23 protein-coding genes are annotated in these 22,023 nt (G+C 70.0%); 10 read left to right on the plus strand and 13 right to left on the minus strand.

Features of this window, described 5'->3' with window-relative positions; all coding sequences use genetic code 11:
* The first annotated feature begins 222 nt into the window (after nucleotides 1–222).
* The gene (locus E1281_RS19975) at nucleotides 223–651 is read left to right on the plus strand and encodes a hypothetical protein (protein WP_131880378.1); all 429 of its coding nucleotides are present in this window, start codon (nucleotides 223–225) and stop codon (nucleotides 649–651) included.
* Between the two features lie 65 nt (nucleotides 652–716).
* Entirely contained in the window at nucleotides 717–935 is a 219-nt protein-coding gene (locus E1281_RS19980) for a hypothetical protein (protein WP_131880380.1), read from the plus strand.
* A 42-nt stretch (nucleotides 936–977) separates the two neighbouring features.
* On the opposite strand, the gene E1281_RS19985 is transcribed toward E1281_RS19980, so the two are convergent.
* Nucleotides 978–1,400: a VOC family protein gene (locus E1281_RS19985; RefSeq protein ID WP_131880382.1), complete on the minus strand. Its 423-nt coding sequence runs from the start codon at nucleotides 1,398–1,400 to the stop codon at nucleotides 978–980.
* Between the two features lie 108 nt (nucleotides 1,401–1,508).
* On the opposite strand from E1281_RS19985, the gene E1281_RS19990 reads away from it, so the two are divergent.
* Nucleotides 1,509–2,486 carry a YafY family protein gene (locus E1281_RS19990; RefSeq protein WP_131880384.1) on the plus strand — a complete coding sequence of 326 codons (978 nt, stop codon included), beginning with the start codon at nucleotides 1,509–1,511 and terminating at the stop codon, nucleotides 2,484–2,486.
* A gap of 312 nt (nucleotides 2,487–2,798) precedes the next feature.
* A complete protein-coding gene (gene trpA / locus E1281_RS19995) occupies nucleotides 2,799–3,674 on the plus strand; it encodes a tryptophan synthase subunit alpha (protein ID WP_131880386.1) in 876 nt (291 codons plus the stop codon).
* On the opposite strand, the gene E1281_RS20000 is transcribed toward trpA, so the two are convergent.
* Both E1281_RS20000 and E1281_RS20005 read right to left on the minus strand, forming a co-directional pair.
* Nucleotides 3,556–3,939: a carbamoyltransferase C-terminal domain-containing protein gene (locus E1281_RS20000; RefSeq protein ID WP_131880388.1), complete on the minus strand. Its 384-nt coding sequence runs from the start codon at nucleotides 3,937–3,939 to the stop codon at nucleotides 3,556–3,558. The two genes, trpA and E1281_RS20000, sit on opposite strands and share 119 nt — an antisense overlap.
* A 221-nt stretch (nucleotides 3,940–4,160) precedes the next feature.
* Complete coding sequence (locus E1281_RS20005) at nucleotides 4,161–5,267, minus strand: S1 family peptidase (RefSeq protein WP_131880390.1); 1,107 nt, start codon at nucleotides 5,265–5,267, stop codon at nucleotides 4,161–4,163.
* 159 nt (nucleotides 5,268–5,426) lie between these two features.
* On the opposite strand from E1281_RS20005, the gene E1281_RS20010 reads away from it, so the two are divergent.
* The gene (locus E1281_RS20010; RefSeq protein ID WP_207943376.1) at nucleotides 5,427–6,155 is read left to right on the plus strand and encodes an RraA family protein; all 729 of its coding nucleotides are present in this window, start codon (nucleotides 5,427–5,429) and stop codon (nucleotides 6,153–6,155) included.
* Between the two features lie 194 nt (nucleotides 6,156–6,349).
* Here the strand turns inward: E1281_RS20010 and E1281_RS20015 are convergent, their stop codons facing one another.
* Together E1281_RS20015 and E1281_RS20020 are read right to left on the minus strand one after the other, a co-directional pair.
* Complete coding sequence (locus tag E1281_RS20015; protein ID WP_207943377.1) at nucleotides 6,350–6,979, minus strand: TetR/AcrR family transcriptional regulator; 630 nt, start codon at nucleotides 6,977–6,979, stop codon at nucleotides 6,350–6,352.
* Between the two features lie 271 nt (nucleotides 6,980–7,250).
* Nucleotides 7,251–8,168 (minus strand): NADP-dependent oxidoreductase, encoded by a 918-nt coding sequence (locus E1281_RS20020; protein WP_131880392.1) that lies wholly within the window; start codon nucleotides 8,166–8,168, stop codon nucleotides 7,251–7,253.
* 567 nt (nucleotides 8,169–8,735) lie between these two features.
* Between E1281_RS20020 and msrB the strand changes: the two genes are divergently transcribed.
* Both msrB and msrA read left to right on the plus strand, forming a co-directional pair.
* Nucleotides 8,736–9,215, plus strand: a complete 480-nt coding sequence (gene msrB, locus E1281_RS20025) for a peptide-methionine (R)-S-oxide reductase MsrB (RefSeq protein ID WP_243717148.1) — start codon at nucleotides 8,736–8,738, stop codon at nucleotides 9,213–9,215.
* Between the two features lie 12 nt (nucleotides 9,216–9,227).
* Nucleotides 9,228–9,731 (plus strand): peptide-methionine (S)-S-oxide reductase MsrA, encoded by a 504-nt coding sequence (msrA, locus tag E1281_RS20030; RefSeq protein ID WP_207943380.1) that lies wholly within the window; start codon nucleotides 9,228–9,230, stop codon nucleotides 9,729–9,731.
* A 126-nt stretch (nucleotides 9,732–9,857) separates the two neighbouring features.
* Here the strand turns inward: msrA and E1281_RS20035 are convergent, their stop codons facing one another.
* The 4 genes from E1281_RS20035 to E1281_RS20050 all read right to left on the minus strand — a co-directional run bounded on the left by E1281_RS20035 (nucleotide 9,858) and on the right by E1281_RS20050 (nucleotide 12,360).
* Complete coding sequence (locus tag E1281_RS20035) at nucleotides 9,858–10,502, minus strand: TetR/AcrR family transcriptional regulator (RefSeq protein WP_207943378.1); 645 nt, start codon at nucleotides 10,500–10,502, stop codon at nucleotides 9,858–9,860.
* A 282-nt stretch (nucleotides 10,503–10,784) separates the two neighbouring features.
* Entirely contained in the window at nucleotides 10,785–11,048 is a 264-nt protein-coding gene (locus tag E1281_RS20040) for a DUF6510 family protein (RefSeq protein WP_131880398.1), read from the minus strand.
* Nucleotides 11,049–11,050: 2 nt separating this feature from the next.
* Complete coding sequence (locus tag E1281_RS20045) at nucleotides 11,051–11,791, minus strand: ferredoxin reductase (protein ID WP_131880400.1); 741 nt, start codon at nucleotides 11,789–11,791, stop codon at nucleotides 11,051–11,053.
* Complete coding sequence (locus E1281_RS20050; protein WP_131880402.1) at nucleotides 11,761–12,360, minus strand: sulfite oxidase-like oxidoreductase; 600 nt, start codon at nucleotides 12,358–12,360, stop codon at nucleotides 11,761–11,763. Before E1281_RS20050 ends, E1281_RS20045 begins: the two co-directional genes overlap by 31 nt.
* A 507-nt stretch (nucleotides 12,361–12,867) precedes the next feature.
* Between E1281_RS20050 and blaOXA the strand changes: the two genes are divergently transcribed.
* Nucleotides 12,868–13,596 (plus strand): class D beta-lactamase, encoded by a 729-nt coding sequence (blaOXA, locus tag E1281_RS20055; RefSeq protein ID WP_243717150.1) that lies wholly within the window; start codon nucleotides 12,868–12,870, stop codon nucleotides 13,594–13,596.
* 54 nt (nucleotides 13,597–13,650) lie between these two features.
* Here blaOXA and E1281_RS20060 read toward each other — a convergent pair whose 3' ends face one another.
* The 4 genes from E1281_RS20060 to E1281_RS20075 all read right to left on the minus strand — a co-directional run bounded on the left by E1281_RS20060 (nucleotide 13,651) and on the right by E1281_RS20075 (nucleotide 19,781).
* Complete coding sequence (locus tag E1281_RS20060) at nucleotides 13,651–14,508, minus strand: alpha/beta hydrolase (RefSeq protein WP_131880404.1); 858 nt, start codon at nucleotides 14,506–14,508, stop codon at nucleotides 13,651–13,653.
* Nucleotides 14,509–14,666: 158 nt separating this feature from the next.
* Nucleotides 14,667–17,432, minus strand: a complete 2,766-nt coding sequence (locus tag E1281_RS20065; RefSeq protein ID WP_131880406.1) for a LuxR C-terminal-related transcriptional regulator — start codon at nucleotides 17,430–17,432, stop codon at nucleotides 14,667–14,669.
* 319 nt (nucleotides 17,433–17,751) lie between these two features.
* Nucleotides 17,752–18,756, minus strand: a complete 1,005-nt coding sequence (locus tag E1281_RS20070) for a hypothetical protein (RefSeq protein ID WP_131880408.1) — start codon at nucleotides 18,754–18,756, stop codon at nucleotides 17,752–17,754.
* Between the two features lie 65 nt (nucleotides 18,757–18,821).
* Nucleotides 18,822–19,781 carry an AraC family transcriptional regulator gene (locus tag E1281_RS20075; RefSeq protein WP_131880410.1) on the minus strand — a complete coding sequence of 320 codons (960 nt, stop codon included), beginning with the start codon at nucleotides 19,779–19,781 and terminating at the stop codon, nucleotides 18,822–18,824.
* Nucleotides 19,782–19,928: 147 nt separating this feature from the next.
* Between E1281_RS20075 and E1281_RS20080 the strand changes: the two genes are divergently transcribed.
* On the plus strand, nucleotides 19,929–20,498 hold the full coding sequence (locus E1281_RS20080) for a DUF1772 domain-containing protein (protein ID WP_131880412.1): 570 nt from the start codon (nucleotides 19,929–19,931) through the stop codon (nucleotides 20,496–20,498).
* Between the two features lie 130 nt (nucleotides 20,499–20,628).
* A partial coding sequence (locus tag E1281_RS20085; protein ID WP_207943379.1) for an MFS transporter occupies nucleotides 20,629–22,023 on the plus strand: 1,395 nt, incomplete at its 3' end.

The raw sequence follows: 22,023 nt of genomic DNA on the forward strand, positions 1-22,023 counted from the left end.
GCAGCGGCGCCAGCACGCCACCGCCCAACGCGCCTTCCGGCCCCCGGTCAGGCCCGCGCCCGCGCCATACGACCCACACCGCCACGGCCCCCACCACGGCCGAGGCTGGGGCCCCAGTGACACCTGACCTCGTTCTGAAGCGGATCTGAAGCACGTAGGGGGTTCACTCGCATTACCCAGGCATGCCTGGCGGGCGTGCCGACATAGGAACGGAGAAGCGATATGCGAACCAGCATGTCCGGACGCTCCAAGCGCGCCGTCGCGGTGGGGACGCTGGCCACGGCGATGGCCGGCGGAGGACTCTTCGGCATGGCGTCCGCCGCCTCAGCCGACGCGGCCCCGGCGGCCGACTACACGGTCGGACGGGGCGTCGCCACCGACAGTGCAGCCAACTACGTCAGAGCCTTTGGCACGATCACCGATCACACCTCGGGCAACGACTCGGTGGCGGTGCAGACCTACATCCAGGTACTGCTGGACGTCGGCTCCTGGAGCACCGTGGCGACGGGTCCCCGCGTGACGGGCAACAACACCGCAACCAGCGCCGTCAGCCCGCGCCGATGTACCAACGGCAAGTCCTACCGGGCCAAGGTCAACACGAACTGGAACGGCCAGCAAAGGACCAGCTACTCCGGCTCCAGAGTCTGCTGAACCCAAACAAGATATTCGGCTCCTCTTCCAGCAGGCCACGATCACGGCCGGTCTTCCCCTCGGTGATGTCGCAGCTCGCCGTCGACGGCGCGGTGGGCCCCGGCCCGGCTGCCCACTCGGTCAGGCACGTCCTGCCGCCCGAGGCGGGCTTCCTCACCAGGATGCTGTTCGGCTGCGCCGCCCTGCAGACCGCAGCGGTCACACTCGCCATCCCGGCCGCCCCGCCCAGCGGCCGGGATGGCACGCCGCCCCCCGCGAAGGAGACGACCCGGTCCATGACCTGACACCGCCCGCCCCTGGGCGGGCCCGATCCGCGGCGGCGCGGATCAGGCTTGGGGACCCGCGGCGGCCAGGACCTCCAGGTAGTGCGGGTTGGACATCACGCCGAGGATGTTGCCGAACGGATCGACGACCGATGCGGTGACGAAGCCCTCGCCCCGCTCGGTGATCTTCTCGTACGGGGCGGCGCCCATGGACAGCAGCCGCTTCACGGCCGACTCCAGGTCGTCGACGTGCCAGAACATCACCGCGCCGCCTGGGCGGGCGTCGGGGCCGCCGGGACGGAACCGGTTGTCGATCAGGCCCAGCTCATGCTGGTAGTCCCCGACCCGGAACTCGTAGTACCCGGCGCGGCCGTCCGGCCCCGGCACACTGAAGTAGGGCTCGATGCCCAGCAGCTCGGCGTACCAGTCCTTGGCGGCCTCCAGGTCGTCGGCCCAGTAGCTGATGGTGGCGAATCCTCGCAGCATGCGTACCTCCGTTGACAGAGGCCGCGATCGGTTCCGCGGCCCGGTACCCACCACGCTAGGCATCCAATAGGTCAGTGAACGTCCTAGTGGACCGGCATCATGGGAGACATGCGTGATCCGTCCGGACGGCTGCTTCGCCTGCTATCCCTGCTGCAGACGCCCCGCGAGTGGTCGGGCACCGAACTGGCCGCGCGTCTGGGCGTCACCGCCCGCACCATCCGCCGCGACGTCGACAGGCTGCGCGAACTCGGCTACCCCGTGCGCGCCACGCACGGCAGCACCGGCGGCTATCGGCTCACCGCCGGCACCGCGATGCCGCCGCTGCTGCTGGACGACGACGAGGCGACCGCCATCGCGATCGGCCTGCGCACCGCCGCCGCCGGCGCGGTCACCGGCATCGAGGACACCTCGCTGCGCGCCCTGGCCAAACTGGAGCAGGTCCTGCCCCACCGGCTCCGGCACCGCGTCGCCGCGCTGACCGAGGCGGCGGTGCCCCTCCCGCCGCAGGACGGCGGCCCACCGCCCGCCGACCCCGGCGTCCTGGCGCTGCTCGCCGCCGCCTGCGTCACCCGCGAGAAGGTCCGCTTCGCCTACACCGCCGCCGACGGCCGCGAGACGCGGCGGCTCGCGCAGCCGCACCGGCTCGTCACCGTCGCGCGCCGCTGGTACCTGGTCGCCCACGACGAGGACCGCGCGGACTGGCGCACGTTCCGCGCCGACCGGATCACCGAGCCGCACCGCACCGGTGCGCGCGGGCCCGGGCGAGAGCTGCCCGGTGGCGCCGACGCCGCGGCCTGGGCGATGGACTCCCTGGCCGGCGGGTCCGGGGCGATCCGGGCGCGGCTGCTGCTGCACGTCCCGGTCGAGGAGGCCGTCGAGCACGTGACCGCCTGGCAGGGCGCCCTGGAACCGGTCGACGGCCGCTCATGCCTCCTGCACACCCACTCCGAATCGCTGCGCTTCCTGGCCCACCGGATCATCCTGCTGCCCATGGACTACACGCTGCTCGACCCGCCCGAACTCGCCGGCCACCTGGCCGCCATCGCCGACCGCGCCACCCGCGCCATCCGCGCCATCCGCCACTGAGGCTCACTCCTGACCGCCGGGCGATCGCCGAGCGCATCCGCTTGTGGTCGACCCGCGGGCCCTGGTCGCAAAGCCCGTCGGTGATGACGACACCAAGCCCGAGCCCGCCGCTGCCTCTACCAACGACAACGACTCCTCATCGGTCACTGGATCCCGTCGGACCAACGCCGGTGGCCACGAGTCGGAGGGGAAAGTTCACCAAACGCAACAATTGTTAATGTTAGGCCTCTTCCGGTAAGTGGTTCGGATCCCCGAGTATGTCCAAGATCGACTACTGGTCGGGTCGCGAGACGGGCGCCGGAAGGGGAGCGGATGAGCGAGCAGGATGGTCGCGCATGGCTGGAGGACGTTCTCGCCGCCAGGCGAGAGCGGGGCCGGCCGGCGCTGATCGGCTATCTGCCGATCGGCCATCCCAGCGTGCCGGGCTCGATCGAGGCCATGTTCGCCATAGTCGAGGCCGGTGTCGACGTCGTCGAGATCGGCCTCCCCCATCATGATCCGGTCATGGACGGACCTGTGATCAGGCAGGCCACCGAAAGCGCGCTGCGGGGCGGGACCCGGATCGCCGACCTGTTCACCGCCGTGACGGCCCTCGCGTCCGCGACGGTCCCCGTGGTCTGCATGACGTACTGGGACCCCGTGGAGCAGTACGGGGCCGAACGGTTCGCGCGCGACCTCGCCATCGCGGGAGGCTGCGGGGTGATCGTCCCGGATCTGCCCGGCGGCAAGGTGCCGGAATGGACGGCGAGCACCGACGCGCACGGGCTCGCCCGGATCCTCGTCGTCCCCCCGGACGCTTCCGGCGAGCAGATCTCCCGCATCGCCTCGGCCTGCACCGGCTTCGTCTACGCGGCGGGCCGTCTCGGTCTCACCGGCTCCGGCGAGGTGGACATCGCCCAGGCGAAGAACCTCGTCGACCGGGTGCGCCGGGTCACGACCACCTCTGTCTGCGTAGGCTTTGGCATCTCCACCCCCACCCACGCCGCCGGAGTCGCGACCTCCGCCGACGGCGTCATAGTCGGCACCGCCCTCGTCGAGTGCCTCGCCGCCTCGTCGCTCGACGCCGGGCTCACTCGCCTGACCACGCTGATCGGCTCCCTCGCCGCCTCCCTCCACACCCCGGCTCCTGCGTGCGTTCGGTGTGCCAGTGGTCGTCCAGCAGCAGGCCGTCCAGCCCGGATCCGGTGAGGCGGTCCAGGGCCATGTCCGCGGTCCCGCAGATCGGTTTGCCCTTGATGTTCAGCGACGTGTTGATCAGGACGGGGATGCCGGTGCGGGCGGCGGTCAAGGTCAAGATCGCGGCCAGCAGCGGGTTGCGTACGGCATCGACGGTCTGGACCCGGGCCAGGCCGTTGCGGTGGAACACCTCCGGCAGGTCGCAGCGGCCACGGCGGGTGCCGGGCACGGCGAACGACATGAACGGCGAACGACATGAACGGCGACGATGCCCCATCGAGTTCGAACTGCCCGGCGGCGAGCGCGGCCGCGACTCACGTCGTGGGCGCCGGCACGCCGCGCACCCCGCTGCGAGGACGGGCCGCGCCGTCTGCACGAGGGGTGGGGCCGACCTGGTCCGGGGGGGACGGCGATGGTGACGGGCATGGCAGGCTGCAAGCGTCCGTCGGCCGAGGTGGAGGTCATGGAGACCAAGCCGGGGCCCTTCCCCTGCGCGGGTTACGAGACTTCGAGGTCGAAGGCCTCCATGGGTTCGGTGACCGGCTGGAAGAAGCTGACGCCGCCGATCAGGCAGTCGCCCGCGCCGCCCGAGGTGAGGCCGACGGCGGTGCTTCCGCTGAAGAGCGGGCCTCCGCTGTCACCCGGCTCCACGCAGAGCGTCGTCTGGATCATGCCGCTGACCGTGCCCTCGGGGTAGTTCACCGTAGCGTTGATCGCGGTGACGCTGCCGGTGTCCAGCCCGGTGGTTTGGCCGCTGCGCGCGACCCCCTGGCCGACGACGGCTTCGCCGACCTCGGTGATCTCCCGCGCCTGGCTGTTGTCGAGGTCGACCGCACCCACCCCCGCCTCCTCGGTCTGGACGAGCGCGAAGTCGTCGCCGGGAAAGCTGCTCTCCACCGTGGTGCCGAGTTGCCGGGGGCGCTCCTGGACGGTCCTCCAATTCTCGCCGACGATGCCGCAGTGCCCGGCGGTGAGGAAGAAGCTCCGCGCGCCGCGTGTGACGTTGAAGCCGAGCGAGCAGCGCTTCCGCTGGCTGGTGATCGATGCGCCGCCGAGCGCGACGGGGCGCAGGCGTCCGTCGATGTGAACCATCCGCACCGCCGCCCCCATCCGCCGAGCCATCTGGCGGACGTTCGCCATCTGCGTCCCGGTGACCGAGTCGTCGGTCCAGACCGTGACCTTGGAGGTGGCGGGGTCGATGGCCCAGCCGGTGCCCGGCACGCCCGTGAAGGACTGGCGGAGGGTGGTGGTGATCCGGTTCAGGGTCGCCGGGCTGCGCTGCGTCATCTTGGGCACAGCGCCGGCCGAGCGCACCATGGCGGCGTCGCCGGCGTTGGTGACGGTGACGACGGGGCGGCCCGCGGAGTCGATGTAGGCGCCGGCCGTGCGGGCGCCGAGCCGGTCGGTCAGCCTCGACGCCAGCGTCCCGGCCGAATCTCGCCGAGTCTTCGTCGCCTGTTCACCGGTCAGCGCGGCCTGCTGCCCGCCGGCGGACCGGTCGGGCGTCCGCATCACGTACAGCGAGCCGGCCACGAGGCCCGCGGATCCGGCGGCCACCGCGGTGCACGTCACCGCGGTGCGCAGACGACTCTTTCTCGCCCTCATAAAGGGGGTCCTCCAATGGTCCAACATCTTCGATCTACGCGTGGGTACGCAGCCTCGGTGTGGGTGTGGGTACGCACCCCGCGGCCACGGGAGTTCAAGGCCCTGCGAACGGCAGGTGAGGGGCCTGTGAGGCGGCCGGGGTTCGGTGGCGTCGGGTTCATGCGGCTTCACGTGGGGTGCGCGATGTGGACCCATCCGTCGTGGCAGTTGACGTGTGCGGACATCGTCGACGCCCTCGGGCGTCGACACCGTCACCGTGCGCACCTTCGGGATCTGACGTCGCCCACGCCCGGCCGGATCCTGTTCGGCCAGGCGATCACCATCTCGTACTTCCCCAGTTGTTCGACGATCGCCGACCCGGCGACACACACGTTCGGAGCGCTCTTCGAGCAGGCCGTCGGTACCGACGGTGCGGAGAAGGTGCTCGTGCTGGCGAGCAATGGTTACGCCGAGACTTCGGTGGGCGGCGGGACGAAACCGGTGCGGTTGGAGCATCACCGACTTGCCGGGCTGTTGACGGATGCCCGGCTACGCGACTTCGCCGAACTCGGCGGGTACTCGTTCGCAGCTTACTGCTCAGGGGAAACAGCGCGATGGGGAGGCGACGAGATTACTCCGTATCAGGCCAACGTCCCGGTAGTGCTCCGAGGCGGTGTCGGCGTTCACCCCGGCCAGTACGTTGTCGCCGACGCTTCCGGTGCTGTCGTCATTCCGCAGGGGGAGATCGACGACGTGCTCTCAGGTGCACTCGAGATTCGCACCCAAGATGCCCGTACTCGTGAACGGATAACCGCCGAACACCGGGACAGAAAACGACTCGGGGAAGACCTCCACCGGGAAGCCATCGACCCGCATCAGGGGCCAGGCCCGCGCCAGGAGCCGATGTAGCGATCCACTGCGGACGTGGCAGGCGCGATAACTCGATGGCCAGTAGCGTCCGCGGCGGTCGATGTACCCCGCGAGCCGTAGCCGCGATCCGCCGGTTCCCCTTCCCCGCTGGAGGCCGCGCTCAATTTGGCGCGGAGCCTTGGTCGCCCGCATTCTGTTCTCGCCCGAATTCTGCAGGTGAGCACTGCAACTCATCAGGTCGAGAGATACGCCCTGACATGATCGAGCGCCATGTCGAGCGCAATTTCCATGTGCGTGACGTCATGAGCGGTCTGGGCCAGCAGGTAGCCCCCTTGCAGCGCTGCCATCAGCCCGATCGCGAGCTTTTGAGGGTCGGCGTCGGCGGCCAGTGTCCGGGCGTCCTGCATGCGACGCAGGCCGGCCTCGATGAGCTGTTCCCACGCTTCGAAGGTCTTCGCAAGAGCCATGCGAGCGACCTCGTCCTGGTCAGAGACCTCTCCGGCGATCGAACCGAGGACGCAGCCGTACGCGCCCTTCTGCAGTGCGTTGCGCTGGACGAGCGCGTCCCTCCACCGGACCAGACCATTGAATGATCTGAGATTCTGTAGCGCAGCATGTTCGCGTTCCATGATTTCTTCCGCGCGGAGCAGGACCACGGCGCGGACCAGCTGTTCCTTGTCGGCGAAGTGGTTGTAGAGCTGAGACTTGCTCGTGGCGCTGGCGGCGCGGACCTCGTCCAGAGTGGTCGAACTGACCCCCCTCACGTACATGAGCTCGGCCGCGGCCTCGACGATGCGCCGCCTGGTCGCCGCGCCGCGACGCGTCAGCCCCGGCCCCTGTTCGGAGTTCTCCGGCCCGGTCACGAACGCAAGGCTACCGGCCTGGACGATCGGCGCCGGTCAACCCGCTCGCCTGTCCAACGGACAAGGCACGACCGACGCCGCGGGCACGAAGAGACCGGACTTCGGAGCCCGTGCGAATGGGCGGCGAGAAGGACGTAAAGCAGCACAGAAACGGAGCCTCGGGCATGACCGTGGGCGGGCGGAACCACGGTCTCGTCGACATCACCGCTGGTTCCGTGCAGGACACCGAACTGCCGTTGACGTCGACGATGGCGCCCGGCCGTCCGAACCCTCACGGACGAACGCGAATGATCGTCTTCCCCCTGATCCGCTCGGTCGGGTTGAGGGCGGCGACGGCGTCGTCCAGGGGCGCCACGTTGCCGATGTTCGTCCGCAGCCGTCCGTCCCGCACCCGCTGGACGACCTCGCTCAGTTGCGCGCGATCGGCCTCGACGACGAAGTCGACCGCCAGGCCGTCCACCGGCCGCGCCTCGGGCGGGCCCGCGATGGTCACCAGCATTCCGCCGGCTCGAACCAGGCCCGCGGACCGCTTCCCGATGTCTCCACCGATGACGTCGAAAACGAGATCGACTTCGCCGACGTCGTCCAGCGAGTCGTTGTCGAGGTCGACGAACTCCCGCGCGCCGAAGCCGAGCGCCGTCTGCCGGTCGGCGGCACGTCCGGTGCCGATGACGTAGGCGCCGGCCTCTTGGGCGAGCTGCGCCACCATCGATCCGACTCCACCGGCGGCACCGTGCACGAGGATGCTCTGCCCCACCTGGAAGCGGCCGTGCACGAACAGTCCCTGCCACGCGGTCAGACCCGAGATCGGCAGGCTCGCACCCGCCGTGAAGTCGACGTCGCCCGGCAGCGGCGCGAGGTTGCGCGCCTCGACGGCCGTGTACTCCGCCAGGGTGCCGTCGCGGGTCCAGTCCGCGAGCCCGAACACCCGCTGTCCCACCGACAGCCCCCTCGTGCCGTAGCCGAGAGCGCTGACCACCCCGGCCAGCTCGTGCCCGGGGATCGACGGTGTCCGGTCACGGCCGAGGCGATCGGCCCAGGTCCCGGGCCACGTCAGCTCGCCGGGGGTGAATCCCGAGGCGTGAACCCGGACGACGACATCGTTCCCTGCGGCCTCCGGCTCCGGCCGCTCCACCAGCGTCATCCCGGCCGTTCCCGCGGCCTCGTCCGTCACCACGATCGCCTTCATCAGGCGCACCTCCCTCGATCCAGTCCTCGCCTGCACCACATCCGGTTCGCCAGCAATCGGTCTCCTCGTGGGCGCGGGGCTGCGGACGGGGGGACGTCCGCAGCCCCGCCAGCGGCAGTTGGTCCACGTCGGACAGTCGACCGCTCATGGAGGCACACGCCGGACGATCCGAACCTAGCTACGGTGGAACTGGTCGGTCAAGTCCACTTTTGATGGTCAAACACAAGCTTGGTCTGAACGAACCCCGAACTTGCCGCAGGAAGATCAGCGGAGGAGCACGCCGTGATCCCTCACTGCCCCGAAGCCGGACATGGCCCGCGTAACGCCGATTGACCTGCACGTTTGGTGTGCCCTCTCGACAGAACCAGAGCCACCTCCGGGCGGCGAACCCGATCTGAGCGGAGCCCTCAATGCCGGAACACCCATGGTTGACCTCACCCTGTTTTAGGACTGTATAGTCCACTTCTGTGGGAATAGAATCAGGCCGCGGAGCGTCTGTACATGTGCGTCCAGGTGCGTTTCACCTGGTTCCCCAGCCTCAGGCCGCAGGGCCCGGAAGGGAGAGCTGTGCCCCGGCAGACCCAGTACCACAAGAACCCGGAAGCCGTCTCGCGCCTCGATCCGGAGCAGTACCGCGTGACTCAGCAGGACGGCACCGAGCGTCCGTTCGCCAACGCCTACTGGGACAATCACGAGCCCGGCATCTACGTCGACGTCGTGTCCGGCGAGCCGCTGTTCGCATCCGCCGACAAGTACGACAGCAACACCGGCTGGCCGAGCTTCACGAAGCCGATCGCCGGCACGAACGTCGTCGAGCGCGAGGACTCCAGCCACGGAATGATCCGGACGGAGGCCCGCTCGCTGCACGGGGACAGCCACCTCGGCCACGTCTTCACCGACGGCCCCGTCGACAAGGGCGGCCTGCGTTACTGCATCAACTCCGCGTCATTGCGGTTCATCCACCTCGACGACCTGGAGGAGGCAGGGTATGGCGAGTACCGCACCCTGTTCACGGGTGACACCGGCACGGACACCGACGACAGGTAAGGAGACGACGTGATCACCGAGAAGGCGATCCTCGCAGGCGGCTGCTTCTGGGGCATGGAAGAGCTGTTCCGCCACCAGCCCGGCGTCGTGTCCACGCGCGTCGGGTACAGCGGCGGCGACGTCCCGAACGCCACCTACCGCGACCACGGCACCCACGCGGAGTCCATCGAGGTCGTCTACGACACCGAGAAGACCGACTTCCGCGCGCTGCTGGAGTTCTTCTTCCAGATCCACGACCCTTCGACGAAGGACCGCCAGGGCAACGACATCGGCACCAGCTACCGCTCGGCGATCTTCTACACCAGCGACGAGCAGAAGCGCGTCGCCGAGGACACGATCGCCGACGTCGACGCCTCGGGTCTGTGGCCCGGCAAGGTCGTCACCGAGATCGCCCCCGCAGGCGACTTCTGGGAGGCCGAACCCGAGCACCAGAACTACCTGCAGACCTACCCCAACGGCTACACCTGCCACTTCCCCCGCCCCGGGTGGAAGCTCCCGAAGCGGGCGACGGCCTGACACCGCCGACCCGCGGACCCGGGGTCCGCGGGTCGGCCCAGACCGGGGCGGGGTCATGCGGATTCTTCGTGCTGCGGCGGCGGGGAATTCCGCCCAAGCAGAGACGCCAGCATTTTCCAGCGGCCTCTACGATGCCGTATCCCGCTTACTGCCCAGGTGGTGAAGATGTGCTATGGCCATGTCGATCGCGGAAGCCATGGGTGTGACGTCGCGGGACGCCTGCGCCAGCAGATAGCCGCCCTGGACGGCGGCCAGGAGACCGATGGAGAGTCGCGAAACATCGGCTTCTTGGGGGATGACGCCCACCTTCTGAAACCGCTGCAGGAGGCTTTCGAAGAGTTCTCGCCACGCCGAGAACAGTTCGTTGAGTTTCTGACGTGCGATCGGATCCTGATCAACGACCTCGCTTGCCAGCGAGCCCAATGGGCACCCGTACCTGCCCTGTTGCAGGGCATTGTTCTCGACGAGGGCGTCCCTCCAGCGCCGCAGTCCCGTTAACGTCATCACCCTGTTCAGCCGTTCCCGTTCAACGGCGATCGCGCGGTCCCCGGTAAACTCGATGACCGCCCTGACCAGCGCTTGCTTGTCCTCGAAGTGTCGGTACAATTGCGACTTGCTCACGTTGCCGGCTACGACGACGTCGTCGAGGGTCGTTGCACCGACACCTCGTACGCGCATCAGATCGGCCGCCGTAGCGATGATCCGAGACCTCGTCTTCGCACCACGCGCCGTCAACCGCGAAGCCGTGGCCCTGCCCGAACTCTCCTCCACCTGGTCATGCTACTGACCTCCTCCTGCTGGCAGAGCGGCGGCGACGAGGTCGGGCGCTCGATCGAACACGCGCATCGCTGCCGGCGACGGGCCGTCCGGCAGGCGACGACGAGCTTATGATCAGGTCGTGATCTCTGGGCGCACCGGCCGGAGTGTTGACCGGTGAATGCGCTGACTTGGTCATCAACCTGGCCATTCGTTCGGCCGCGATCGCCGTCGCAGCCCGGCTCACCTGCCCTTCGGCACGGCGACCACGGCTTCGTTCCTTCCGCGTCAGCGGGATCAGGGAAGAGGAATGCGCAGAGCGGTGATGCCGCGCATGTCGAGCCAGGCTGCCTCCGGGGTCCGGACGATGCGTAGGACGACCTCTTCGCAGACAGGGCAGCGGGCGACGAGTCCGGGGGCGCGGTTGTAGAGACGGAGGGTCGCGACCGGACCGGTGCGGGCGCAGCACGCGCAGCGGGCCTCGGCGGTGGTGACGTCGAAGGCGAGGATCTCGCTCAGCGGGCCGGCCAGCGCGTTCCCGTCCGCGTAGTCGTCGCTCATCGTCAGCCTCCTGTCGGCCCGAACCGCTCGGTCTTGATCTTGCGTGCGGCGTGGCCGAGGGCCAGCAGCACGTCGGCGGCCGTTTCCACGAACCCGGTCGGACCGCAGACGAAGCAGTCCGGCTCGAAGTCGGCGGGCCACCCGTGGGTGTTCAGGTCGGCGACCATGAGCCGCCCCGGCGGCCGCCGGCCCTCGGGCGCCTCGCGGGTGTAGAGGTAGGTGACGTCCAGGCCGGGGGCTCCACGGCGCAGTTCGGCGGTGTAGTACCGGTCGGCGGGCGTCCGCACCGAGTAGACGAGCCGGAACGGCGTGCGGCTGCCGGCCTGCCCGCGGGCGCGGATCATCGCCATCAGCGGCACGATCCCCGACCCGCCGGCGACCAGCAGCACCGGCGCCGTGGCGGTGGGACGCCAGACGAACCAGCCGCCCACCGGCCCGCGGATCTCCACCGGGTCGCCACGCGACAGGCCCCCGACCAAGTAGGACGAGACCTCGCCGTCCGGCACGCGCTGCACGGTCAACTCGACCCGGTCGCCGTCGGCGGGCGCGGCGATCGAGTAGCTGCGCTGGGTGCTGTAGCCGTCCTCGGCGGTGAGCCGTACGTCGACATGCTGGCCCGCCGTGTGGCCGGGCCAGCCCGGCACGTCGAAGACCAGCGTCTCGGCGGTGGGCGTCTCGGCCCGGGTCTCGGCGAGCCGGGCGACACGCCATGTCAGTCGCCTTGGTACCGCTGTTCGCGCCATGGGTCCCCGTAGTCGTGGTAACCAGCCGTCTCCCAGAAACCCGGCTCGTCCTGATCGAGCAGGCGGAGGCCGCGCACCCACTTGGCCGACTTCCAGAAGTACAGGTGCGGCACCAGCAGCCGGGCCGGACCCCCGTGCTCGGCGGGCAGATCTTCACCGTCGAAGCGGTAGGCGATCCACGCCTGCCCGTCCAGCAGGTCCTCAAGCGGCAGGTTGGTGGTGTACCCACCGTAGGACCCTGCGAGCACGTAGTCGGCGGCGGTATCCACGTCGGCCAGCAGCGTGTCCAGCGAAACTCCCTCCCAGCGGGTGCCGAGCTTGGACCACTTGGTGACGCAGTGAATGTCGGCGGTCGGCGTCTCGCTGGGCAACTCCATGAACTGGCGCCAGTCCCAGCTGTACTCTCGGGCGCTCTCGGTCGTGACGGTGAGTTTCCAGTCCTCCTTGCCGACACGGGGCGTTGGACCGGCCGACAGGACGGGGAAATCCTCCGTCAAATACTGGCCGGGAGGGAGCTTGACACCCGTCCCGCGCCCTCGGCCTTGAAAGCCCGGTGACACGATGCCCATCACCGACCCCCTTCCGGGCCGCTGAGAAGGAAGCGACCCGTCACGCCATTCCCGGACGCCTCGCCATCGAAACCAGTCCGTCCACGCTCCTCGGGCGCACCCGGTCGCCGGATGCTTTCGCTGCCCGACAGCCAAGGTGGGAGCAGGGCGACCCCTTGGGCCGGGGACGAAACATCGGAGAAACGGTACCCCTGCTGGGATCGGCCGGTCTCCAAGACCATGAACGCGGCTCTGCTCGCACAAGCGCTGAGAAAGACTTGCCAGCGCCCCGTTGGCGATACCGAAGGAGAGTGAGTGAGGACTCGCGGAATGATGCGCGTGCCGGAGAAGGCCCCGACAGCGAGCGTGCTCGCGGAAGGAGACGGCGGGGCGCGAAACAGGGCTGTCCGGGTTCTCGGTGGCGGTGTCCTGGTATCGCTCGCCCTGCTGAGCGGAGCCGGATGCGACTCGGGGCGGCCCGATCGGCGCGATGCCGTCGGGGGCCCGGCGACGACACAGCCGACCACGGTGGTCCGCGACGACCTCCGCGAGCTGTTCCGCCATGCCGGAGTGTCGGGCGGGTTCGCGCTCGTGGACGTGACCCGGGACCGGCGTACGGCGGTCGACCAGGCCCGGGCCGAGCAGCGGCGGATGCCGGCCTCCACGTTCAAGATCCCTCACAGCCTGATCGCGCTGGAGACCGGTGCGGTCGAGAACGCGGACGAGGTGATCCCCTATGGCGGGCGCCCCCAGCGGTTGGAGCAGTGGGAGCGAGACATGAGCATGCGCGACGCCATCAAGATCTCCAACGTCGCCGTCTACGAGACGCTCGCCCGCCGGATCGGGCTGGTCCGCGAGAAGCAGTGGCTGGACCGGCTCGCCTACGGGAACCGCGACGTGGGCACCAAGACGCACCCGTTCTGGCTGCACGGTCCCCTGAAGATCTCGGCGGCCGAGCAGGCGTCCTTCCTCGGCCGGCTGGCACGGGGAGCGCTGCCCGCCTCCGCCGGCCACCAGCGCACCGTACGTGACCTGGTGAAGATCGAGGAGAGGGACGGCCACGCGCTGTACGGCAAGACCGGCTGGGCGGACGGCCCGACACCCGCCGTCGGCTGGTGGGCGGGCTGGGTCGAACGCGACGGACGGATCCACGCCTTCGCACTCACCATCGACATCGTCGACGACGCGGACGCCGCCAAGCGGATCCCGCTCGGCCGCGAACTCCTCGACCGCCTCGGCGTCCTCCCGCAAGCATGACTTCCCGACCCGGCCCTCTGTCCAGGTAACACGTCCCCGCGGGCGTCGCGGCGTTCAGCGGTGCGCCGGCCCGCCGCCGGGCGAGAACGTCGCGATCTGGGCGGCGACCAGCTCCGGCGCGTCGAGCTGGACGAAGGTGCGTGCGCCCGGGACCTCGATGAACTCCCCGGCCGGGAAGGTCTCTGCCAGCCGCCGGCCGAGGGCGGGCTTGAAGGCGCGGTCGGCCATGCCCCAGACCACCCGTACGGGGATGTCGACATCTCGCATCCGCGTCGACACCTCGAAGAGCTCCTTCCGGTCCATCGCTTTGAGGAAGCGGACGGCGTCCTCGCGGATCCCGCGGTCGGTCAGGCTCGGCTCGATCCAGGAGCGGGTCTGGTCGGCGTCGAGGTGGACGGCGAGCAGTCCGAGGCCGAGCGGTGAGTGCCGGAACGCCTTCACGCGCATGGGGAGCAGGTTCACGCGCATCCTGACCCCGCCGCGAAGCAGCGTGAAGAGCAGGTTGAAGGGGAACGGCGGGAAGGTGTCGAACGCATCGCAGTTGAGGAGGACGACGCGGCCGATCCTGCCGGGGTCGGTGTCGAGTGCGTACTGCGCCAGTGCGCCACCGGTGTCGCTACCGACCAGGGTGACGTCGTGGAGGTCCAGTGCCTTGAGGAAGGCGAGCACCTGGCGGGCGACGCCGCGTGGGGTCTGGTCGGCGTCGCGGTGCATCGGGGTGTGGTGAGCGCCCAGTGGCCAGTCCGGTGCATAGGATCGGATGCCCTGCCCGGCCAGCAACTCCGCGACCGGCGACCACACGGAACCGCTGACCAGGAAGGCGTGCAAGAACACCACCGGCGGGGCGCTGGAGTCCTCGGGTCCGGCGGCTCGGTAGTTCAGTGGCCCGTGAGGGAGTTCGATCGCGTTCATCGTCGTGACCTTTCTGGACGCTCCTGCGAAAGCTCGTGAACCGGTCAGCAGGAACATCCCTTGGGACCGGGGGCCCGAACATCGTCCAGGTGGCCGAGATCGCGCGAGTCCCGTCGGCGTGCGTCGCATCGGCCATCGGCCGATCCGCCCGGCACGGGCTACGTCGACCCGCCGCCCAGCCGGGTGCCGGCGACGCGTGCGAGCTCGACGCGGTTTCCGATGTCGAGCTTGCGGTAGATGTGGGCGAGGTGGGTCTTCACCGTCGTGCGGCTGATGAAGAGCCGGTCACCGATCTCAGGGTTGGTCAGTCCCTCGACGACCAGGGAGGCGACCTTGAGTTCGGTGGGAGTCAGGCTCTCCCAGCCGATCGGGGGTCGTTCACGGGTGCCCCGACCCCGGGTCGCGAGGGCGACGGCGTCGTCGAGGGAAAGGGCGAAGCCCTCGTCCCAGGTGGCCTGGAAGCCCTCGTCCAGCGCTGATCGGAGGGCGTCGAGCACGGTGGCGGCATCGGGGTCGTCGACCGGACGACGCGGGTACCCCATCTGTTCGCGGCCTGCGGCGGAAGCGGCGTAGAGCCGGACGGCGAGCGCGTGCCGTCCGGTGGCGGCCGCGTTGCCGGCGAGCGCGTCGAGGCTGTCGGCGTAGAAGGTGCGGATCCCGGCGGTCCTGCGCACCGTCAGTGCCTCGTGGTGCAGCTCAAGCGCCCGGCCGGGATCGCTGCCCGCGACCAGGAACGCCTGCTCGGCCAGGCCGTCGGCCAGGACCATCGACGAGCCGAGGTCGCGGCCGAGCGCGACGGCTCTCGCCGCGTAACGCCCTGCTTCCTCGGGACGGTCCAGCCGTCGCAGGACGCCGGAGAGCCCGGCCATGCATCGCGCGGCCATCCAGTCGGACCCGTCGGGTGTGAGCGAGCGGGTGCCGCGGTCGAGCCAGTGCCACGCGTCATCGAGATCGCCGGCCCACAGGTGCAGCAGGCCGATCGTCACCATGTAGCCGACGACGTGGGCGTCGGGTGCCTGGTCGATCATCCGGATGACGGGGGCCAGCGACCGCAGGCCGCCGGGGATGTCACCGGCCATGCCGCGCGCGAGTGCGGCCTGCGCCAGATTGGTGCCGACGGCGAAGTAGTCGCCGAGCGGCTCGACGATCGCCTGGGACTCCTCGCCGAACGAGACGGCGCCGCGGAGGTCACCGCAGTACATCGCGGCGAACAGGTCGATCGTGCGGGCGAAGGCGGCGCAGAAGCGGTCGCCGCGCCGGAGGCCCTCCTCGAACGCCCGGCGGGCGACCTCGACGGCCTCGTCATGGCGATCCCTGGCGCTCAGCGAGTACGCCGCCATGACCAGGCCCCAGTCTCGGCTGAACGGGTCACCGATGCGTCGGCCGATCTCGTGGCCCTCGATGGCCAGCGAGTGGCATCGCTGGAAGTCGAAGAAGAACGGGCGGTAGGCGGCCATCACGAGGCATCGGGCACGGGTGCGGTCGTCGCCGCTCTCGCCCGAGATCGCGAGGGCGTGCTCGGCGGACTCGGCCGCCTGATCCAGCCGCCCGCTGACCATCCCGAGCATCGCGACCCCGCACCACAGCCTGCCCTGTACCGCCGAACCGTCCGCACGGTCCACGGCGATGGCCCGGCGCAGGTACCGCAGTCCTTCGTGGACCCACCCGCGAACGAACCAGAACCGCGCCATCGCCGCGGCGAGACGCCGGACTCGCTCGTCCCGGAGGCCGCTGCCGAGGCCCCGGTTCAGGGCGGCCGCCACATTGTCGTGGTGGCTGCTCAGTATGCGGCGCCACGTGTCCTGGTCACGGTCCAGCTCTCGTTCGCCATGCTCGGCGAGGGCGAGGTAGTAGTCGAGATGCCGATCTCGGGCCGAGGTGAGTTCGCCGGCTTCCCGAAGGCGCTCTTCGGCGTATTGCCGGACGGTGTCGAGGAGCCGGTACCGCACGTCGGCCTCGCCCTCCCGGACGACGACCAGTGACTTGTCGACCAACCTGGTGAGGACGGTGAGCATGTCCTGCGGTGGGCCGGGTCCGTCGTCGGCGCACACCGCCTGAACGGCTTCCAGGGAGAAGCTTCCGGCGAACACGGCAAGGCGCCGGAACACGACTCGGTCGTCCTCTTCGAGGAGGGCGTGGCTCCACGCCATGGAGCCCGACAACGTCCGGTGCCTGGGTAACGCTCCCCGGGGGCCTCCTGCGAGCAGGTTCATGCTGGTGTCGAGCCCGGACCGGATCTGGCTCGGCGACAGCATCCGCACCCATGCCGCCGCCAGCTCGATCGCCAAGGGGATGCCGTCCACGCGCCGGCAGATCGCCCGGACGTCCGCCTCGTGGTCGTCCACCGGGAATCCCGGCGCGACCAAGGCCGCCCGGTCGGCGAAGAGGCTGAGCGACTCCTCGTCCCGCAGCGACGGCACCCTCCAGACGGCCTCTCCCGGCACGCCGAGCGGCTCCCGGCTCGTGGCGAGGATCGACATGCCGGGGCAGGCGCGCAGAAGTACGTTCACCATCTCCGCGCACGCGGCGAGCAGGTGCTCGCAGTTGTCCAGGCACAGGAGCAGGTGACGTTCCCGGAGCAGGCCGGCCAGCAGATGAAGCGGCTCGGTGTCGGGGTCGAGGAAGACCCCCATGACCGATGCGACCACGCGGGCGACCTGCTCGCCCTCACCGACCGATGTCAGATCGATCCACCAGACCCCGCCGGGCCGTCCGCTCTCCGAACGGTCGGCCAGCCGCGTGGCGAGCCGGGTCTTGCCACAGCCGCCGATGCCCGTCAACGTCACCAGGCGTCGAGCGGCGAGCAGCCGCTCGACCTCCTCCAGCTCGCCGGTTCGGCCGATGAACGTCGTCAGCTCGGCCGGAACGCCGCTCGTTGGCAACGGACCGGCCTCGCCCGATGCGCCGACGACCTTCGGGGCCACCTACCGGCACCTCCGCGCGACCACGGTCAGGAACATGCGCCCGGCCACCCCGGCGAGCCGGCCCAGGGGCAGGTCAACAGCAGGCCACCGGCACAGAGCCTCACCGGGCCACCGTCGCCGGGCACATGGGAGGCGACGCCGTAGATCATCGCGACCATCGGCCCCTCCGGATCCACGCGCACCACGGTAGACGAATCCGAATGACCCTGTGAAGCTCGACAACGAAGGGTGATCGCGCGATCTCCGGTTCGGCGGACGGCATCCGTCAGTGATGATCCCACCGCCACGTGGCCAGGACTCGGTCTTCTTCCCGGAAACCTCATCGGCTCCTTGGCATTCGCACGATCGACTCCGGCCGTAGTGGCCACTCCGCGGTGGTGAGGCTGAGCCGGTCGCCGAAAGGGAACCGGTCGTCCTCGTCGCGTGGCAGTGCGCTGCGGACGAAGCAGCGGTGCAGCAGCAGTTCCCGGCGCTCGGTCAGTGGGTCGTCCTCGCCGAGGCGGTCGGCCGGGCGTACCGGAGGGTCCTCGCCGATGTCCACCTCGCCGTCCCAGTTGAGGTGCAGGCCGTCCTCGTCGGAGTAGAACCGGTGGAACCTCGTCCGCCACTGCGAGTTGGAACCCCAGCCGTGCGACAGGTCACTGGTCGGACGCGGCTCGCGACGGGAGGCGAAGTACAGCGTCGAAGTCGTGGCCACCGCGGCGTCGATCAGGTGCCGCGGTGCCCGCACGCGTACACCGGCGCGGCTGAACAGCAGGTCACCGAACCAGAAACCGGGCCACAGCACCTCCTCCAGGCTCACGTGCGTCGCGTACGGATCCTGCACCACGGCGAAGATCTCGTGGTGGAACGGGGAGAACGCCTCGTCGTGCTCGAACGGGGTCAGCCCGATGTCGGTGAAGAACTCCGTGTACGCGGCCAGCCCGTCGACGTCGAGCCTGCGGGAACCGAGCCGGCCGGGGGTGGCGCTCACCCGCCACCCGCCGAGTTCCAGCCTGTGGGTGGCGCTGCCCTCGATGACGGCCCGCCCCCCGGTGACACCGAACCCGGCGGGCGGATCCCCCTCGGGGCAGAACAGTTCGATCAGGTGGTCGCCGACCCGGCTCAGCGCGTACAGCTTCATGATCCGCCAGGACTGCTCGTCGTCTTCGGCGTACCCGCCGGCGGGTGTCCGCTCCCGCTTGCGCAGCGGCGCCAGCTCGGCCAGGTGGTCGGCCGCCGTCCGCCGCCGACCGGCCAGGTACCGCCGACGCCCGCCGACATCGGCATGGTGGTCGTGCAGATCTTCGTACAGGCGGCGGAAACAGTCCCGGTCGGGTTCCATGGCGCGATCATGACCCAGCCGGTCCACACCGGCAACGACCTCATGAAGGGGCCCGGCGGCGGGGCTCAGGCGCAGGCGCGCCTGGCCGCGCCGGGGGCGATGCCGTGGGTGCGTTTGAAGGCGCGGCTGAAGGCGGCCTCCGATTCGTAGCCGAGGCGGGAGGCGAGCGCGGCGACCTGGGCGTCGTCGTTCCGCAGGCAGTCGAGCGCCACCTGCATGCGCCAGCGGGTGACGTACCGCATCACGGGCTCGCCCGCCAGCTCGGTGAACCGGGCGGCGAAGGCCGACCGCGACATGGCGACCTCCCGGGCGAGGGAGGCCACCGACCAGCGGTGGGCGGGGTCGCGGTGCACGAGTGACATCGCCCGGCCTATCCGGGGATCCCGCAGCGCTCCGAGCCATCCGGCCTGCCCCACCGCCTCGTCGGCCAGCCAGGAGCGGATGGCCTGGATCACCAGGATGTCCGAGAGCCGGGTGATCACCGCTTCGCCGCCGGGCCGCAGCCGCCGTCCCTCGGCGGCGATCAGCCGTAGCGTGCTGTACATCCACTCCGCCTCGGGCGACGGCGATCCCGGCGCGCCGTCTATGACGATCGTGCGCGGCAACAGCGCGACCAGGCTGCGGGCGGCCGGATGCCCGAGACGGACGGTGCCGCACACGACGCTCGTGGGCGTCCCGCCGCCTCCGTACCTCAGGATCGCGTACCGGTCGCCGGCGTAGTCGTACTCCAGCTCGTCGACGCGCTCGGCCGGCGTCCCGGGCTCGCCGAGCAGCAGGTGCCCCTCGCCGTGGGGGACGAGTGCGAAGTCGCCGGGCTGGAGCTGCCGGGGCTCGTCGCCGTCGACGTCCAGCCAGCAGCGTCCGGTGTTCACGACATGGAACCACATCGCCTCCGGCTCGGGCGGCAGGTGCAGCCCCCAGGGTGCCGTCAGCTCGGAACGGCAGTAGAAGGTGCCCGACATCCGCAGGAAGTGAAGGGCCTCGCCCAGCGGATCGCCGGTGGCCCAGGGCTCCTCGCCTCGCATCGACTCAGTCTCCCACCACGGAAGCCGTTCGTCCATGAGCCATGGACGAACGAGCATGAAACCTGTACACGCTGGCATTGTTCCGCCAGTTCAATCGGCAGCAGAGTGGATGTAGGTAAGTAGTCCGCACAGGAGAGGAGTTCCGCGATGACCGAGCCCACCTTCCGGTCCCCGGCGACCAGCGCCGCCCGGCCCGCCCGCCACCACTCCGCCGGTCACGGATGGACGGGATTCGTGCTCGGCGCCACGCTCGTGGCGACGACCCTCGTCACCGGTCTGAGCTTCACCTTCGCGGCCGCGGTGATGCCCAATCTGTCCGGCGTCGACGACCGGACCTTCGTGACGATCTCGCAGCGCTTCAACGACAACCCCGTGTTCCCGCTCACCTTCACCGCGGCGCTGCTGCTCATCGTGCTCGCGACCGTCCTCCAGGCGCGCCTGGCCCGGGGGCCCGCACTGCGATGGGTCGTCGCGGCGCTCGTGCTCTACCTGGCCGCGATCGTCATCACCGGCGGCGTCCACATCCCGCTCAACGAGCAGATCGACCAGGTCGGCGATCCCGCCAAGGCGGCCGACCTGTCCCGCGTCCGCGACGACGCCGAGGGCCCCTGGGCCATCTGGAACGTCGTGCGCACCCTGTGCTGCACCGCCGCGGTCGCCGCACTCGCTCGAGCGCTCCTCCTCCACGGACGCGACCGCGGCCGCCGCGGCGTCTAACGCGCACGCTCTGGCGGGGGCACCTCGGCCGGACTTCCGAAAATCTCCCCACCCGTTCCACCAACATGTCGATCCCGGCAGGACCTCCTTCGTCGGTTGGTTGACCGACCCGATCGAGGAAGGAAGACCGATGACGCAGCTACAGACCCGTCCTGAGGAGCCGGACGTCCCCGGAGCGGCCCCGGTCAAGCGGGGATTGGTGCTGGTTCTCGCCTGTGCGGCCCAGGCCATCGTCAGCCTGGACATGGCGATCGTGAACGTCGCGTTGCCGTCGATCCAGCGTGATCTCGGCTTCGGCAACGGCGGCCTGCAGTGGGTTATCGTGGCGTACGGCCTGCTGCTCGGCGGATTCCTGATCTTCGGCGGGCGGCTGGCGGACAGGGTCGGACGCCGGCGGACCTACCTGGTCGGGCTCGGCGTCTTCACCGGCGCGTCCGTCCTGGCCGGCACGGCGAACGAGCCCGGCATCCTGATCGCGGCCCGTGCCCTCCAAGGATTCGGCGCCGCACTGATCGTGCCGGCGGCCCTGTCGCTGCTGGCCGTCACCTTCCCGGAAGGGCGGGAGCGCAATCGCGCGCTCGCCGTCTTCGGCGGGGTCGGCGGGATCGCCGGATCGGTCGGTGTCGTCGCCAGCGGCCTGCTGACCGCCGGTCCCGGTTGGCGCTGGACCTTCTACATCAACATCCCGGTCGGCCTCGCGCTGATCCTGCTCGCCGCCATGTTCCTGGCCGCCGACCGGCTCAGCGGCCACCGCACCCGCCTCGATCTCCCCGGCGCGGTCACCGTCACCGGCGGATTGCTGCTGTTCGTCTACGCCCTGCATCACGGGGCGATTCACGGTTGGCTGTCCGGAGCGACCCTTGCGCTGTTCGCTGCGGCGGCGGCGCTGCTGGTGGCGTTCGTGCGGATCGAGGCCCGGTCGCCCGCTCCGCTGGTGCCGCTCGCGACCTTCCGCAATCGCAGCCTGGTCGCCGGCAACGTGACCGCGTTCCTGGCCACGTCCGCGTTCTTGTCGTTCATCTTCATCGGGTCGCTGCTGATGCAGCGGCAACTCGGCTACACCCCGACCGAGACCGGGCTGGCCTGGTTGGCCACGACCGCGACGATCCTGCCGACGGCGATGGTCGGCGCCCGGCTGGCGACCCGGATGAACGTGGGGTGGCTGATGATCATCGGCCTGGCCTGCTTCACCTTCGGCGCGGTGTGGCTGGCCAGGATCCCGGCCGATGCCGGATATCTGGACGGCCTGCTGGTGCCCTTCCTCTGCGCCGGCGTCGGTTTCGGGCTGTGCGAACCGGCCATCCAGATCGGCGCCCTGACGGGAGTGGCCCACTCCGATGCCGGGCTGGCGTCCGGGCTGGTCGAGACGACCCGGGAGGTCGGCGGCGCGACGGGTGTCGCGGCCGTGTCCACCGTGCTGGTCCTCGGCTCCGGCCTGGACGGCTTTCACACCGCGTTCGCCGCCATCGGCGTGCTGACCGTGCTGAGTCTGATCACCGCAGCGGTCGGATTCGCCCGCCCCACC

Source organism: Actinomadura sp. KC345, from assembly GCF_004348515.1.
Lineage (GTDB): Bacteria > Actinomycetota > Actinomycetes > Streptosporangiales > Streptosporangiaceae > Spirillospora.